The following is a 17,112-nucleotide window of genomic DNA, read 5'->3' on the forward strand; positions in this document are numbered from 1 at the left end:
ACTATAGATGATTATACCACAATAATCTTATTCGTCAACCTCATTTACAAAAAAAATGGGTTTTGTCTACTTTATTTGGAACCGATAAAATAACCCGTCAAATATGGGCTCATATTCCATATAATACTTCATATGATCCATCATGGTTGTATTGGCATACTGGATCCTATTTTGATCTGTTCCGGCCAAAACCAAGTCCTTGGGAACATTATAAGTCGGTACAATCGTAATTGCCTTTTTAGACCAGTGGGTATAGGTAGGCGTATAGGCAACTTCAATAATTTCCGGTTGTTGGTCGTCCACTTGTTCAACCGTGACTTCAAAGATTAACCCAATATCCTTATGAGGGCCCTTACTATCCACATTCCGTTGTGAAGAAATAAAGTTGCCCAACGAATAAATCACAACCCCAACTCTTGTTCTGCCATCTTCATCAACCGTCTCCTTCAAGGCAACTGGTTGCAACACATGGGGGTGACCACCTAATATAATGTCCGCACCGGCTTTAAAAAGTCGATTCACAATAGGCTTTTGATAATTCTCATCCGGTAAGGCTTTATATTCATTGCCATAATGAATCATCACCACAACAAGTCCATCGGTGGATTTTTTTGCAAAAGTAACTTTCTCAAGCATTTCGCTAATATAGCTTTCATCGTACATATTCAGATGATTCACCATATAATCTTCATCTTCTTTAAGTGTAAAGCCATTCATGCCATAGGTATAGCTGATTATGGCAAATTCAATACCATCTATATCAACTGTCTTAATGGTACCTGCCTCTTCCTGAGAAGTGTAAGTGCCTATATGCTCTAGCTGATTTTGCTCTAATACTTCTAGCGTTCTAAGTAACCCTTTTGTACTTGTATCAAGAGCGTGGTTATTTGCCGTTGACACCAAATCAAAGCCGGCGTCTTTTATATTTTGTGCTAAAACATCCGGGCTATTAAAGGTTGGATAACCGCTATAACCTCGAAACACAGTTTTTTCATTGTTGACTCTTTGAGTACCTATACCACCAAAAGTTGTCTCAAGGTTACCTACTGCATAATCTCCTCCTTGAATAATCGGTGCAACATATCGAAATGAATCTGAAAAATCAAAATCAACACCATTATACCCGCGTCTCAACTGATAAACATGCATCATAATATCTCCAACCGATAAAAGTGTTACACGTTTGCTTTCACTGATTGTTTCTTCTAGAACTGCTTCTTGTTGTATTGCTTCTTGATCAGTACTTACAGGAAATACTTCAGAATCGGTATTTGCCTGATTAAACGGTTCTTTTAGCTCCACCACTTTACGATTACCCATAATACAACTCGAAAAAATAACAAGTACCATAAGCCATAAAGTCAAGATTCTAATACGTCTCATGTCATCTCCTTAAAATGTATTCTTTAACCCTACTTATATTTTTTATGAAAAAACATCTTTTGTCAAGCATTTGAACTATTTATTATGTAGCAAACCTTTTTGTATATGTTTGCCAAGTTGTATAACCACAAGAGGTACTAATGATAAAATTCCAATACTTGTTATCTGAGTCGGTGTCAAAGGACTGATTTCAAAGATGCTCTGCAATGGTTGGAGTAATAGCACGGATCCCAGTAACAACACACCTACTATAAGAGCCAAATAGGTAAAAGGATTCATAAAAAGGGTTTTAAACGTCAAAGGTTCATCCATACGACAAGTAATACCATGGACCAACCTAGACAAACTAAGTGTAGCAAAAGCCATGGTCATCGCTATGCCATGTCCGCCTTGATCAAGTCCTAAGTAGTAAGCCGCCATGGTTACTATTGCAATCACAATACCTTCCAAAATTACTTCTATAGCAAAAGCTTTGTCCAAAATTGGTTTACGTGCATCCCTTGGTTTTCGTTTCATTAACTGTCCGTGAGCCGGTTCAACGCCGATGGCGATTGCCGGCAAACTGTCTGTCAAAAGATTGATAAACAACAGATGTACAGGAGCAAAAGGCGCTTGCAAGCCAACAACTGAAGCGTACAAGACGGCAAGGATACCGGCTGTATTACCGGACAACAAAAACTTAACTGCGTTTTTAATATTATCATAAATGCTTCGACCATTATTTATGGCCTTAACTATTGTAGAAAAATTGTCATCGGTCAGCACCATACTAGCTGCATCCTTAGCCACTTCCGTCCCAGTGATGCCCATAGCAATGCCAATATCGGCCTGTTTAAGTGCCGGTGCGTCATTAACACCATCTCCAGTCATGGCAACAATATGTCCAAGGGATTGCCAAGCACTCACAATACGGATTTTATGTTCCGGGGATACTCTGGCATAAACAGACACTTTTGGAACCAAGGCAATTAACTGCCCTTCAGTTAACCCTTCGATTTTTGCCCCTTCAATGGCTACATCGTTACCTCTTAAGATTCCAATTTGTCTCGCAATCGCTGAAGCTGTAATCTTATGATCACCTGTAATCATAATCGGTTTGATACCTGCTTTAAGACAGTCTTCTACAGCTGCTGCTGACTCTTCTCTTGGTGGGTCCATCATGGCCACAAGGCCAAATAAAATCATCTCATCTTCATGTTCCAAGGTCAAGGTCAACTCATCCACTTTACGCCAAGCAAAAGCCAAAACCCTAAGCCCTTGATTGGACAGACTATGGTTGATTTTTTCATAGGCCCTAATATCTGCTTCCTCAATAGGTCGAACACCTTCTTTGCTTTCAATAAACTTGGACCTCTTGAGTAAAATATCTATGGCACCTTTTGTAAAGACAATGGCTTCACCCTCAATATATTGTAAAGTTGTCATCAATTTTCTATCACTATCAAAAGGCAATTCGGACAATCTGGGTGTGGATTCCCTTACCACTAGCTCATCCAAATGTAGGTTTTCCCCCAGATCAACCAGAGCGATTTCTGTTGGATCTCCAATCCTCTTATCCTCTGTTGTAACGGCATCACTGCATAATAATCCGGCCATAACCAACTTGTAATGTAATTTGTTCTCTTTATTTATGTCAGCCACATCTACCAATTCATCGTCTGTGTATATTTGTTGAACTTTCATTTTATTCTGAGTTAATGTACCTGTTTTATCCGAACATATAATTGAAACACTCCCAAGACTTTCCACAGAATGCAGCTTTCTAATAATGGCATTCTGATCTGCAAGTTTTCTGGTTCCTAGAGCCAATACGATGGTCACTATGGAGCTTAGAGCTTCCGGAATGGCTGCAACCGCTAAAGAAATGGCAAACAACATGGCCTCCATAGCCCCAGTCCCACGGTACATACTCATACCAAACACCAATGCAGAAATCAGAATAATAAATAAGGCCAGTTTCTTGCCAAACTGATCCAGATTACGTTGTAAGGGCGTAGACTTTTCCTTAGCACTCTTTAATAGTGTTGCAATGCGTCCGATTTCAGACTGGTGGCCTACAGCGGTAACAACAGCCTTACCCCGTCCATAAGTCACATAACTACTGGAAAACAGCATGTTAATCTGATCACCTATAGCAACATGATCTTTACCAATAGGTTCTACCATCTTATCCACACTAAAAGACTCACCGGTGAGTGCACTTTCATTCAACTGCAAGCTTGAGCTTTCAATAAGGCGACCATCAGCTGCAATAAAATCTCCGGCATCAACAATCAGAATGTCCCCAACAACCACCTCGGCAGATGGGATTTCCATGATTTGTCCTTCGCGCATAACCTTAGCACTTGGAGATGACAATGCCTTAAGACTTTTAAGAGATTGTTCTGCTTTAACATGCTGTACTGTTCCAAGGATAGCATTGAGTATCAGCACCGCTATGATAACCAAGGTGCTCTCAAGCTTGCCCATAACAGCCGATACAAGCGCTGCAACCAATAAAATCCATACCAAGAAATCCTTAAACTGGGATAAAAAGACCACAAATGGATGAACCGACTTAGCCTCTTCCAGCTTATTTTCACCATGTTTTTTAATACTTTTGCCTACTTGTTCCTTTGTTAGACCTATATTCTGTACTTTAAAATATGCTTTCGTTTCTTCCGGTGACATCTGATAAAAAGTTTTCATAAACGATTCTCCTTAGATTGGCATACCGAAAATCCAGAAAAGTCCATAGAAAAAGACTCAAAAAAACCTTTCGGTCTTCATTGAGTCTCACAAAATACAAGTTGTATCTTTATCACCGAGCTTTCGCTGTATTGACGATGATAAATCCCATATAGGCAGTTACTCCCTCATAGATGAATTAAAAGAATAATAACAAATCAAATCGTATTTGTCAAGTTGATAACGAAGGGTTTTCATGGGACCCATCTTTATCTTTATCTTTATCTTTATCTCTAACTACCAACACCGACCATGAAGTTCCTGGAACTGGATATATGACTTAAGCAAGACAGCAGGAGCTGTCCGCCGACTTTTGGTGCAGGACGCACCAACTGGAGGCCGTAGTCATATATCCAGTGGAAGGGTTTTCATGGGACCCCCCACCTTAACTTATTTCATCTGCGAAAGCAGTATTTCTTCTGCTTTTAACAAAGCATCTTCTATCTTACTTGGATCTTTACCACCTGCTTGTGCCATATTAGGACGTCCACCACCGCCACCACCTACAACCGCTGCAGCACCTTTAATCATATTACCGGCATGGGCACCATACTTAATAGCGCCTTCTGATGCCATAACCAACAAACTTACTTTACCGTCATTGGCTGTTGCAAGAACCACAACCCCATTGTCTAACTTATTTATGAAGTTGTCGCCCATGTCTCTTAGACGATTCACATCCACACCATCAACCTGAGCACCTAAAAATTGTATTTCTCCAATTTGTTGCTTTGTATTAATAAGATCATCTACTGCACCACTGGCCAACTTGGATTTTAACTGATCCAAAGCCTGTTGTAATTGCTTATTCTCATCTAGGAGATTTTCAACTTTATTTAACACATTCGCAGGATCTACTTTGATTTTTTCAGCTATTGCTTTTACTGTCGCTTCCTTATCTTTGTAGTAACGAATAGCATTTTCTCCGGTTAGAGCTTCTATCCTCCTGACACCTGCCGCCACACCATTTTCAGAAATGATTTTGAAGGTGCCGATTTCTATAGTGTTATGCAGATGGGTACCGCCACATAATTCAACGGTGTAATCCCCCATAGATACAACCCTCACCACATCGCCGTACTTTTCTCCAAAAAGTGCCATGGCACCTTTTTTCTTTGCTTCCTCTATGGGCAGTTCTTCTATGCTTACTTTTAATTCTTTAATCACCATCTCATTGACTTCATCTTCAACCGCTTTGATTTCTTCTGCTGTCATCCCTGTGAAATGGGTAAAGTCAAATCTTAAGCGTTCACTATTAACCGCTGAACCAGCTTGTTCAATATGATCACCAAGAACATGCTTTAAAGCCTTTTGTAATAAATGTGTTGCACTATGGTTCTTCATAGTCGCATGTCTATGTGGGGTATCAACCTTAAGTAAAACTGCATCGCCTACTGTCACTTCACCTTCAACCACATAACCGATATGGGCAATTTTCTCACCCATGAGTTTTTTGACATCCTTAATCGTGACAACACCTTTTTCAAAAAGTATAGTGCCTCGATCCGCTTGTTGACCACCACTGGTTGGATAGAAAGGTGTCTCGTCTACAAATATAGATACCTCTTCTCCCTTGACTGCTTTTTGAACCACTTGATCTGTAGTCAGTGCTCTAACAGTCGACTTATATTCAAGATGCTCATAACCGATAAAAGTAGAACTAAGCTCAACTGGTAATTGATCATACACAGTTTCTTTCGCACCCATATAGTTGGATTCTTCACGCGCCGATCTTGCTCTTTGTCGTTGCTCATCCATAGCCGCTTGGAACTTTGTTTCATCTACATTTAGACCGACTTCACTTAAGATCTCTAGGGTTAAATCTAATGGAAAACCGTAAGTGTCATATAAAGTAAAGGCTTTTTCCGCATCCAGTTCTGTAAGTCCGACTTCTTTAACTTCCTCGATATAACCGTTTAAGATGCTAAGACCGTGATCTATGGTTTCTGCAAAACGTTCTTCTTCTATGGATATCACCTTGTAAATATAAGCTTCTTTGTCCGATAATTCCGGATAAGCTTCTTTGGAGGTTTCAATAACAACTTCAACCAGTTTTGCCAAAAAAGCACCTTCAATACCAAGTAACTTACCATGTCGCGCCGCTCTTCTAAGGAGTCTTCTAAGCACGTAACCTCGACCTTCATTAGAAGGCAATATACCATCAGAAGTCATAAAGGTTACTGAACGAATATGGTCCGTAATCAAACGAATGGATATATCTATTTTAGGGTCTTTTTTGTAAGTGACTTTGGCAATCTTACAGACTTCATCACGTAAGGCACGGATGGTATCTACATCAAAAATGGATTCTACCCCTTGCATCATAACCGCTAAACGCTCAAGCCCCATACCTGTATCAATGTTTGGGAAATCAAGGGGTATATATTCACCTTCAGGTGTTGCCTCAAACTGAGTAAAGACCAGATTCCAGATCTCTACATAGCGATCACATTCACAACCGACGGCACAATTGGGATCGTCACAAGCATACTGGTCGCCACGGTCAATATAGATCTCAGAACAGGGTCCGCAAGGACCGGCGCCATGCTCCCAGAAATTATCCTTCTTTCCCATACGCACAATATGATCCATAGGCACTTTTTCTTGTTCATGCCATATTTTTTCTGCTTCATCATCTTCTTCATAGACAGAAACATATAAATATTCCTTTGGTACTTCAAGTACTTGTGTAAAAAATTCCCACGCCCAAGCTATGGCTTCTTCTTTAAAATAATCCCCAAAAGAGAAGTTGCCTAACATCTCAAAAAAAGTACCGTGTCTGGCAGTCTTGCCTACATTCTCGATATCACCTGTACGTATACATTTTTGACATGTGGTCATTCTTTTACTTGGCGGTGTTTCTTGACCCGTAAAATATGGCTTTAAAGGCGCCATACCTGAATTAATCAATAGTAAGCTTTTATCGTTATGCGGCACCAAGGAAAAACTGTTCGCCCTTAAATGTTCCTTACTCTCAAAGAAGTCCAAATACATTTTTCTAAGTTCATTCAATCCGTAACTTTTCACAATAGCTCCTCCTAATTATATTGATGCCTTTAAACCCATTCTACAAATATTCAACATCCCAATCACTCGTTAAAATTATAATGATATAAGCCATCTTTGTCAAGATACGCTATGCTGTAATCGTCTTTTTAGGATGCCATAACTTTGTATCAATATTGTCGGTACAGATGCACTAAATAAGATCACCCACCATTTATACGCATCCAGTGGTTTTGTATACATAACATCATTAAAGAATGGCAGGTATATGACAAGTAACATCAGTGAGGTAGAAATTGCCAATGCGCCAATAAGAAATGGATTCTTAAGAATGCTTTTATCTAATCCAAAAGTATGTTGTCTTCTCACATTCAGTACATGGAAGAGCTGTCCAAAAGCCATGGTAGCAAATGCAATGGTTCTAGCTGTATCTATATCGTAACCTCGAGATAACCCATAGGCAAAAGCAACTAGTGAACCCACACCGATTAAGATACCACTCATAGAAATCTTTGCTAAAAATGCTTTATTAACAATTGCTTGCTTAGGGTCTCTTGGCATGCGCTTCATAATGTTCCCTTCACCGGTTTCCCAAGCAAAAGACATTGCCGGCAATACGTCTACAACCAAGTTCAGCCATAGGATTTGTAACGCAAGAATCGGAATCGGGAGCTTAAATAGAATACTTAAAAATATGGCTAAGATCTCCACAACGTTACAAGAGAATAGAAAATAAATGAATTTCTCCATATTATCAAAGATGACACGTCCTTCTTTAACCGCATCAACAATTGTAGAAAAACGGTCATCGGTCAAAATCATATCCGAAGCTTCTTTTGCCACTTCTGTACCTCTTATGCCCATGGCAATACCAATGTCTGCACCATTAAGGGCCGGTGCATCATTAACCCCGTCTCCAGTCATGGCTGTGACTTCATCGTCAATATTCAAAGCACGTACGATTTGCAATTTGTTTTCTGGTGAAACTCTTGCAAACACAGAAGTGGTCTTAATTTCTTCGGCCAATGCTTCATCTGACATAAGATCCATTTCTTTACCTGTTACGACTTGGTCTATATTATTCATACCGATTTTCAGTGCAATAATACTGGCTGTACCGGGATGATCACCTGTAATCATGATTACACGAATACCGGCTTCTTGAGCCACCCTAATGGCTTCTTTAACATCTTCTCTTGGCGGATCTATGATCCCGACAAAACCAAGAATCTCTAAGCCTTGCTCTAGAGCCTTACTCATAGACGCTTCATCTGTAGCGTCCTGATAGTTTCTAATCTGTGCTATGGCCAGAACCCGCATGCCTTCATGGGTCATGTCATCGTTTATCTTGTTCCATTGATCAAGATCGCTTTGTTCTGCTTTAGCCATCTTCATAAGGACATCCGGTGCACCTTTTATAAAAAGACGTTTTTCATCATCTTTCATATCATAAGCTGTAACCATATACTTATCCGTGGAATTAAAGGGAACTTCTCCTACACGCGTATAGCCATTATTCTCAAGTGCATCTTTTGTTAACGAAGCCTTTTCTCCAAGAACAACAAGACCACCTTCTGTTGGATCACCAATTATTTTATAATCCTGTTCTTCTTTTACAAGTGTTGCGTTGCTACATAAGACGCCAGCAATAATAAGTTCTTCTAGGTCTTCATCATAGTCCACAATCGCACCCTCTGGATCATACCCATCACCTTCCACTTCAAAGGTACGGTCTAAGGATGTATGATATATATATTTGACTGTCATTTGATTCTCTGTTAACGTACCTGTCTTATCTGTACATATTACTGTAGTGGAACCTAAGGTCTCTACAGCCGGTAAGCTCTTTACCAAAGCATTGTGAGAGGCCATAGTTTTCATACCAATGGCCAAAGTTATAGTAGAAACAGCAGGCAAGGCTTCCGGAACGGAAGCAATAGCCAAAATGATACCTATTTTTATCATAGCGTATAGATCTTCACCATAAGAGATACCAAGAGCTGTCACCGCTAGTGCCACAAAGGCTGAGAAAAAAATTAATGTTTTGCCTAAACGGTTTAACTGGGCTTCAAGGGGTGTCACAGTTTTTTTATCCGTACGAATCATGTCACTGATTTTTCCAATCTCCGTATCCATACCTATAGCCGTTACTACGGCATAGGTATTCCCTCTGGTTGCTGCAGTACCGGTAAATACCATGTTTTTTCTGTCACCAATAGACGTTTCTTCTTCACCGACAAAATCGGAAGTCTTATCCATCGATTCGGATTCTCCCGTTAATGCGGATTCAATAGTTGCAAAATTTTTCTCTTCGATAATACGGCTATCCGCTGTAATGAGATCGCCTTCTTCTATATATAAGACATCTCCAAGCACCAAGTGTTGAGACTCTATTTCCGTAATCTTACCGTTGCGTCTCACTTTTGCCACGGTTCTTGTCATCTTTTGTAAGGATTCAACTGATTTCTGAGCTTTGTATTCTGATATGAATCCGGACAAAACCGCAATCAAAATGGCAACAATAACCGCTGAACCTTCAACAGGTTCATCCATAGCAAAGGATACTCCTGAAGCCAATATTAATAGATACACAATGATATTATTGGCGTTGTGCATAAATATCTTTAAGGCCGATACCTTTTCTCTGGCTTCCAGAACATTTTCTCCATATTCTGCTCGTCTTTTTGATACTTCATCCTCACTTAGGCCTGAATCTATCTTGACCTCTAATTCTTTTAGTATGTCATCTTTCGTTAGTGTATACGGTTTTTCAATCTTCATACTCATTGGTGTTACCTCCCTCAACCAAATTAAGTGGCTACGCCTAGCTATGCTTGCAAACTCTATACAGTAGCTAAGTTCTATCCTTTGTTTGGTTCTCTATCTTTACTAGCTTTTGATTGACCATATTCTGCAATGCACACATGACCCCATACTTACCATGATACCATGTGAGACCACCTTGAAAATAAGCTGTGTAAGGTGGTTTTATAGGTGCATCTGCACTCAACTCAATACTGGAACCTTGTATAAACGATCCAGCTGCCATGATAACCGGAGCATCATACCCCGGCATAGCCCAAGGAATCGGCACCACATGGCTGTCAACCGGTGCTGCCATCTGTATCCCTTGACAAAAGGCGATGACTGCCTCAGGGCTTTTCATGGAGATTGCTTGAATTATATCATAACGCTCCGTCTGACTGGACGGAATGACTTCATAGCCCAGACTTTCAAATACCGCTGCAGCAAACAAAGCACTTTTATGCGCGGCAGCAACAACAGTCGGAGCTAAAAATAAACCTTGAAAAAGACTCTGATTAATCCCTAAAGTTGCACCCACTTCTTTACCAAGACCGGGTGCGGTCAAGCGGTAAGAAGCCATATCCACACAGGCTTTGCTACCTACGATATAACCACCTGTTGGTGCCAAACCTCCACCTGGGTTTTTAATCAATGAACCTACCACCATATCTGCCCCGTAATGCGTAGGCTCAGTTACAGTTACAAACTCACCGTAGCAATTGTCCACCATACATATAATATCCGGCTTAATTTTTTTGACAAATCCTATGATTTCTCCAATGCTTTCAGGAGATAGTGTCGGCCGAAGGTCATAGCCTTTTGATCTTTGTATGGCAACCAGCTTTGTTTTGTCGTGTATGGCGCCTTTGATACCGGGGTAGTCTATGTTCTTATTCTCCAGAAAATCCACTTGTTTGTATGTAATACCATATTCAGAAAGTGAGCCCGGTGTCTCTCTTATGCCTATGACCTCTTCTAATGTGTCATAGGGTTTGCCTATGGGTGATAATATTTCATCGCCTGGTCTTAAGTGACTTGCCAAAGCAATATGAAGCGCATGGGTACCTGAAATTATTTGTGGACGAACTAAAGCAGCTTCCGCATTAAATACGGAAGCATACACATTTTCTAAGGTATCTCTACCTAGATCATTATAGCCATAGCCAGTGGTTGCTGCAAAATGCGAATCACTGACCCTATTGTCTTGCATCGCCTTTAAGACTTTCAGTTGATTGACCTCCGCTATTTGATCTATCTGATTAAACCGATCAAATAGGGCATCTTCAATCTTTTTTACATGCGAAATCACATCATCACAGATACCAAGATGTTTATAGATCTTGTCTGTCATATGGATTTCCTCTCTAACGTTCTTCAGTCATTAATTGTACTTCTTTAGCAGGTATTATGGTTGAAACGGCATGCTTGTAAATCATTTGTTGTTTTGTTTCCGCTTCAAGGATGATGATAAAGTTGTCAAAACCTCTAACGATGCCTTTTAGTTGAAAACCATTGGTCAAATATATCACAACCGTAATTTTATCTTTTCTTACCTGATTCAAAAATACATCTTGTAAATTAATTGGTTTGCTCATTTTCTCGCCCCCTTATAATATATTTTCAATATATCTCTTATCAAATAACGATTTGATTATTATTGAATGCTTTGGCTGAAGCATCAAAACTACATAATTGAATCTTACCTACACCTATAAGTGAACTCAGATAAAAAATGTTCTGACCCATTAACCATAACCCTATTGTATTACAAAAACATCTGTACTTCAATATCTTTTAAAATATATTTTACAACTTGTTTCAAATCATAATTATAGTCGTGTAAATTAACCCAATTAACGTTTTTTTCTCTTTTGAACCAAGTCAATTGACGTTTGGCAAAATGCCTTGTACCCTTTTTCAAGAGATCAATGGCATCATTTAGATCATATTCACCTTCTAGGTGGCCAATAATTTCCTTGTAACCAAGACCTTGCATAGCAACTAAGCTCTTATTATAACCTTGTTCCAAAAGCGTTTTCACTTCCTCTACTAAGCCTTCTTCAACCATTTGATCCACACGGTTATTAATTCTTTTGTATAGCATTTCCCGCTTCATATTCAACACATAGAATCCTAGATTGTATGGAGATTGTTTTTCTTTTTCACGCCTATTATGAAGAGATATAGGCTCATTGGTCATATGATAATACTCCAATGCTCGAATCACCCTTTTCGTATTATTCATATGAATGGTCTTTGCCGAGTCCGAATCCACCGCTTCTAACATTGAAAATAGTAGAGCTTTGTCCCCATTTGCCGCTATTTTTTCAAGATGCTCTCTATAGCTATTATCCGGTACATGGTCCATAAAGGTTACATCATAGATAATAGACTGAATATAAAAACCAGTCCCTCCAGCTAAAATAGGTACTCTACCCCTGGCATAAATATCTGCCAGAGCTTCTTTGACCATTTTTTGAAACCTAGCGATGTTGCATCCTTCGTCTGGATTTAATACATCTATGAGATGATGTTTTATACCATCCATTTCTTCTAAGGTAACCTTGGCGGTAGCAATATCCATTCCTTTATATACTTGCATAGAATCGGCAGAAATAATCTCACCTTGGATTTCTTTAGCCAGTTGAACTGCTAATTTACTTTTTCCTGTTGCGGTAGGTCCCGCAATGACAATAAGTGGTTTCATCCTTGTATCCTCTTAAATTTCTTCTCAAGCTCATATTGGGTCATAGCAATAATGGTCGGCCTACCGTGGGGACAATGAAAAGGATTTTCAAGTGTCAACAGATCATCGATTAACCCTATGTACTCACTCTGAGAAAGTCGATCATTACCTTTTACCGCAGCTTTACACGCCATAGAAGCGATATCATCCAGAAGAATGTCATATTTATCCTCTATAAAACTATCCGCTAGCCCATCCAGAATCTGTAGAAACTGATTGACCTCAAGGGATTTTCCAAATACAAAGGGTACAGACCGAATAATTAAAGCCTCTTCACCAAAGGCTTCCACTTCAAAGCCTAGATCCACAAATAACCGCTGATAAGTTTCATATCTGCTCATTTCCTGAAGAGACAGATTCACCACAACCGGTTCTAGTAGCCTTTGAGCAAACTCAACCTTATCACTTAGTTTTTTTACCATGCGTTCATACAATACTTTTTCATGAGCAGCATGTTGATCTATCATATAATACTCTTTCTCAAGTTCAACAATCCAATAAGTATCAAAAAGCTGTCCCACCACTTTATGAGACCTCACTGCAGAGGAACCTCTAAATGCTTCTACAGACATAGCAACTTGGTCGCCTTTATAGGTTTTTGATGGTGTCTCCTCTGTCTTTGCTTCTCGTTTTTCATTTGGCTTTTCTTCAGTTTTTTCTTTAGAGAATATCTCGGTATTAATAGCTAGCATTGGTTCATGATGATTAATAATCATCTCATTTTTCACCAATTTTTTTCGTTTCTCCTCAAAGGGTTCCGGTATCGGTTCATAAACCATAGATATTTCTTTCTTCTCTTTTTCAATACTAACTTGAGGAATTAATACTTCTTCATTCAGAGCCGCTTCAATCCCTTTATAAACCAGTTGAAAGATTTTGGCTTCTTCCATAAAACGCACTTCCATTTTTGTAGGATGTACATTTACGTCTACATCTTTAGCATCTACATGCAAATAAAAAGTGACAAAAGGGTATTGGTGCAGCATAAGCTTAGACTTATAACCATCTTCAATGGCTTTTTCTATAACCTTACTTTTAATATAGCGACCATTTAAAAAGTAGTTTTCGTAGGTTCGATTACCACGGCTTAGATGAGGCTTGCCAATAAAGCCTTCAAGATGCATTCCGTCAGAATCCCAGTTTATTTCAATTAGGTTCTTGGCCACCTCCATACCGTACACACTAAAAATACAATCTTTAAGCTTATTATTTCCAGTTGTCTGAAGCTTGATTTTACCCTCATTTATGAATTTGAAACTGATCTTCGGATGACCCAGTGCTAATTTTTGAACCAGATCCGAGATATAACCAAGCTCCGTAGTCGAGGTTTTCATGAATTTTCTTCTTGCAGGCGTATTATAGAACAGGTCTTTAACCATAAAAGTCGTCCCCATGGGACACCCTACTTCTTCAAAACTTTTTTCGATACCGCCTTCTATGATATAACGTATACCTACAGATTCAGATGCTTGTTTGGTAATCAGCTCAACCCTTCCGACTGAGGCAATGCTGGCCAAAGCTTCACCACGAAACCCCAAAGACATAATACTTGCAAGGTCTTGTTCATCCTTGATTTTGCTGGTACTATGTCTAAGAAATGCGGTTTTCACATCATCCTTATGAATACCGGATCCATTATCTGTTATACGAATAAACTTTAGACCACCCTCTTTAACTTCAATGGTGATTGCATCTGCTTTTGCATCGATTGCATTTTCTACCAATTCTTTTATGACAGAAGCCGGCCGTTCAACGACTTCCCCTGCCGCAATTTTATTAATTGTATTCTGGTCCAGCAATAAAATGCTCAAGTGTCTCACCTACCTTATCCCTTAAGACGTTTTTTAAGTTGTGCCAGTTTATTCAGTGCTTCAAGAGGTGTTAGTGCATTAACATCAAGGCACCTTAACTCTTCGACCACATCTTCAGATATGTTTTCAAAAAGACTTAACTGCAAGTCTTTAACTTTCTCAGGTTTTTCCATAACCTTGATGCTTTCAGCATGTTTGGTTATATCTGCTTGATCCAATTCTTCCAATATCATTTTGGCACGTTCTATGACAAAATCCGGCACACCAGCCAACTTAGCCACTTGTATACCATAACTGTTATTGGCACCACCAGGGATGATTTTTCTAAGAAAAATGATATCATCACCCTGTTCTTTTACAGAAATACAATAATTTTGTACCCCTTCAATCTTACCTTCAAGTTCTGTCAGTTCATGATAATGGGTGGCAAATAAGGTTTTTGCACCCATGGTATGGATATTAACAATATATTCCACCACAGCCCACGCAATACTTAAACCATCAAAAGTAGAGGTACCACGTCCGATTTCGTCTAATATTATTAGTGATTTCTTCGTACCGTTTCTTAAGATATTGGCCACTTCCGTCATTTCTACCATAAATGTACTTTGACCGGAAGATAAGTCATCCGATGCACCAACTCTTGTGAAAATTCGGTCACAAATCGATATCTTTGCTGATTTGGCCGGAACAAAACTACCTACTTGGGCCAATAATGTGATTAAAGCTACTTGACGCATATAAGTAGATTTTCCGGCCATGTTGGGTCCGGTAATAATAGAAAATCGATGCTCATGTTGATTCAAATATGTATTGTTACTGATAAATTGATCATGGGGCATCATTTTTTCAACAACCGGATGTCTTCCTTCTTCAATATCAATCGTACCTTCGTTTTGCACTTGTGGTCTAACAAAATTCTCCTTAAGGGCAGTATCTGCCAAACTTTGCATAACATCCAATTTTGCAATTTGATCAGCTGAAGCCTTAATTCTTCCAACCGCTGATTTTAAGGTGTCTCGAATTCCAACAAACAATTCATACTCCAAAGCCTCAAGTTTTTCTTGAGCACCTAATATGGTGTTTTCCATTTCTTTCAATTCCGGCGTGATGTAACGCTCGCCATTTGACATGGTCTGTTTTCTTGTATAATCTTCCGGCACCAGATTCAAATATGAATTGGTCACTTCTATATAGTAGCCAAACACCTTATTGTACTTAACTTTTAGATTCTTAATGCCTGTGCGTTCTCTTTCCCTAGATTCTAACTTAACAAGCCATTCTTTGCCGTCTGTCGTCGCAGATCTTAATCGGTCCACTTCCTCATTGAAGCCTTTCAATATAAGTCTACCTTCAGTAATGGCAATCGGAGGTTCCTCAATTAAAGCTTGGTCAATTAATTCATATAAATCTCTTAAGTCATCTAGTTCTTCCCTTATTCTAATAAAATAGGCGGCCTCCAGATTCTCAAGCAAAGTCTTAATAGGTTCAATCATATTGATGGATTGCTTAAAAGCTTGTAAGTCTCTGCCGTTAGCCGTTTGACAGCTTATCTTACTCATAAGTCTTTCAATGTCATATATAGGTGTTAAATATTCTTTCAACTCCATTAAATACATGGGCTCATCATATAAATTCGAAACACCGTCAAGCCGTTGATTAATCTCATCTACCTGAATTAAAGGTTGTTCAATATACTGTCTTAATAATCTGGCACCCATGGCGGTTTTGGTTTTATCCACCACCCATAGTAAGGAACCACGGCGCTCTTTTTCTCTTAAAGTCTCTACCAACTCAAGATTGCGTCGCGTCGACAAGTCCAGTAGCATAAAGTCTTCTGTGGCATAATAACGAATATGAGACAAATGATGTAATTGACTTTTTTGTGTCTCATTTAAGTATTCGATAAGAGCACCACTAGCCTTTATAGCTTCTGATTTGTCCGCAAAGCCTAAGCCTTCCAAAGATCCTATTCTAAGCTGTTTCTTAATGGCTTCTGTGGACCGCTCTAGGTCAAAGTACCAATCTTCTCTAGCTGATATAAAACTTTTGAATCGATTCTTAACCCCTTCCATTAAGGGTTCATTACATAAAGCTGTATTATTACATATGACTTCACGCGGCCGAACTTTTGCCAACTCATCTAATACTTTTTCGTACCCTTGAACCTGAGTAACATAGAAGTCGCCGGTCGTAATATCCACATAGGCTATACCATAATGTGCAATATTTTGAAAAAGGGTCACTAGATAATTGTGCTTATCGGCGTCTAAAGATTGAAGGTTCATATTGGTTCCCGGTGTTACCACTCGAACCACATCACGCTTCACAATCCCCTTTACCAACTTCGGATCTTCTAATTGCTCACCTATAGCAACTTTATAACCTTTATCTATAAGCTTATCAATATAGCCTTCTACCGCATGATGAGGCACACCACACATAGGGGCCTTCTCATCCATACCACAGCTCTTAGCTGTTAAGGTGATTTCCAACTCTCTAGAAGCGATGATTGCATCTTCAAAAAACATCTCATAAAAATCACCAAGCCTAAAAAAAAGGATGGCGTCCTTATATTGTTTTTTGATATCTACGTATTGTTGCATCATGGGTGTTAGTTTTTCAGCCATAGTA

9 protein-coding genes are annotated in these 17,112 nt (G+C 39.2%); all 9 read right to left on the reverse strand.

Annotated features, from left to right (window positions below):
• Positions 1 to 66: 66 nt before the first annotated feature.
• Positions 67 to 1,383, reverse strand: a complete 1,317-nt coding sequence (locus AC6F8J_RS05580) for a CapA family protein (protein WP_500721635.1) — start codon at positions 1,381 to 1,383, stop codon at positions 67 to 69.
• Between the two features lie 75 nt (positions 1,384 to 1,458).
• Positions 1,459 to 4,071 (reverse strand): HAD-IC family P-type ATPase, encoded by a 2,613-nt coding sequence (locus AC6F8J_RS05585; protein ID WP_500721637.1) that lies wholly within the window; start codon positions 4,069 to 4,071, stop codon positions 1,459 to 1,461.
• A gap of 429 nt (positions 4,072 to 4,500) precedes the next feature.
• Positions 4,501 to 7,137 (reverse strand): alanine--tRNA ligase, encoded by a 2,637-nt coding sequence (alaS, locus tag AC6F8J_RS05590; protein WP_500721638.1) that lies wholly within the window; start codon positions 7,135 to 7,137, stop codon positions 4,501 to 4,503.
• A gap of 99 nt (positions 7,138 to 7,236) precedes the next feature.
• Positions 7,237 to 9,903, reverse strand: a complete 2,667-nt coding sequence (locus AC6F8J_RS05595; RefSeq protein WP_500721640.1) for an HAD-IC family P-type ATPase — start codon at positions 9,901 to 9,903, stop codon at positions 7,237 to 7,239.
• A gap of 67 nt (positions 9,904 to 9,970) precedes the next feature.
• The gene (locus tag AC6F8J_RS05600) at positions 9,971 to 11,272 is read right to left on the reverse strand and encodes a methionine gamma-lyase family protein (protein ID WP_500721641.1); all 1,302 of its coding nucleotides are present in this window, start codon (positions 11,270 to 11,272) and stop codon (positions 9,971 to 9,973) included.
• Between the two features lie 13 nt (positions 11,273 to 11,285).
• Positions 11,286 to 11,516, reverse strand: a complete 231-nt coding sequence (hfq, locus tag AC6F8J_RS05605; RefSeq protein WP_500721642.1) for an RNA chaperone Hfq — start codon at positions 11,514 to 11,516, stop codon at positions 11,286 to 11,288.
• 170 nt (positions 11,517 to 11,686) lie between these two features.
• The gene (gene miaA / locus AC6F8J_RS05610; protein ID WP_500721644.1) at positions 11,687 to 12,628 is read right to left on the reverse strand and encodes a tRNA (adenosine(37)-N6)-dimethylallyltransferase MiaA; all 942 of its coding nucleotides are present in this window, start codon (positions 12,626 to 12,628) and stop codon (positions 11,687 to 11,689) included.
• The gene (gene mutL, locus AC6F8J_RS05615) at positions 12,625 to 14,487 is read right to left on the reverse strand and encodes a DNA mismatch repair endonuclease MutL (RefSeq protein WP_500721645.1); all 1,863 of its coding nucleotides are present in this window, start codon (positions 14,485 to 14,487) and stop codon (positions 12,625 to 12,627) included. The genes miaA and mutL overlap by 4 nt, the downstream gene beginning before the upstream one ends.
• Positions 14,488 to 14,492: 5 nt before the next feature.
• Positions 14,493 to 17,108 carry a DNA mismatch repair protein MutS gene (gene mutS / locus AC6F8J_RS05620; RefSeq protein WP_500721646.1) on the reverse strand — a complete coding sequence of 872 codons (2,616 nt, stop codon included), beginning with the start codon at positions 17,106 to 17,108 and terminating at the stop codon, positions 14,493 to 14,495.
• Between the last annotated feature and the right edge of the window lie 4 nt (positions 17,109 to 17,112).

Source organism: Petrocella sp. (genome assembly GCF_059865615.1).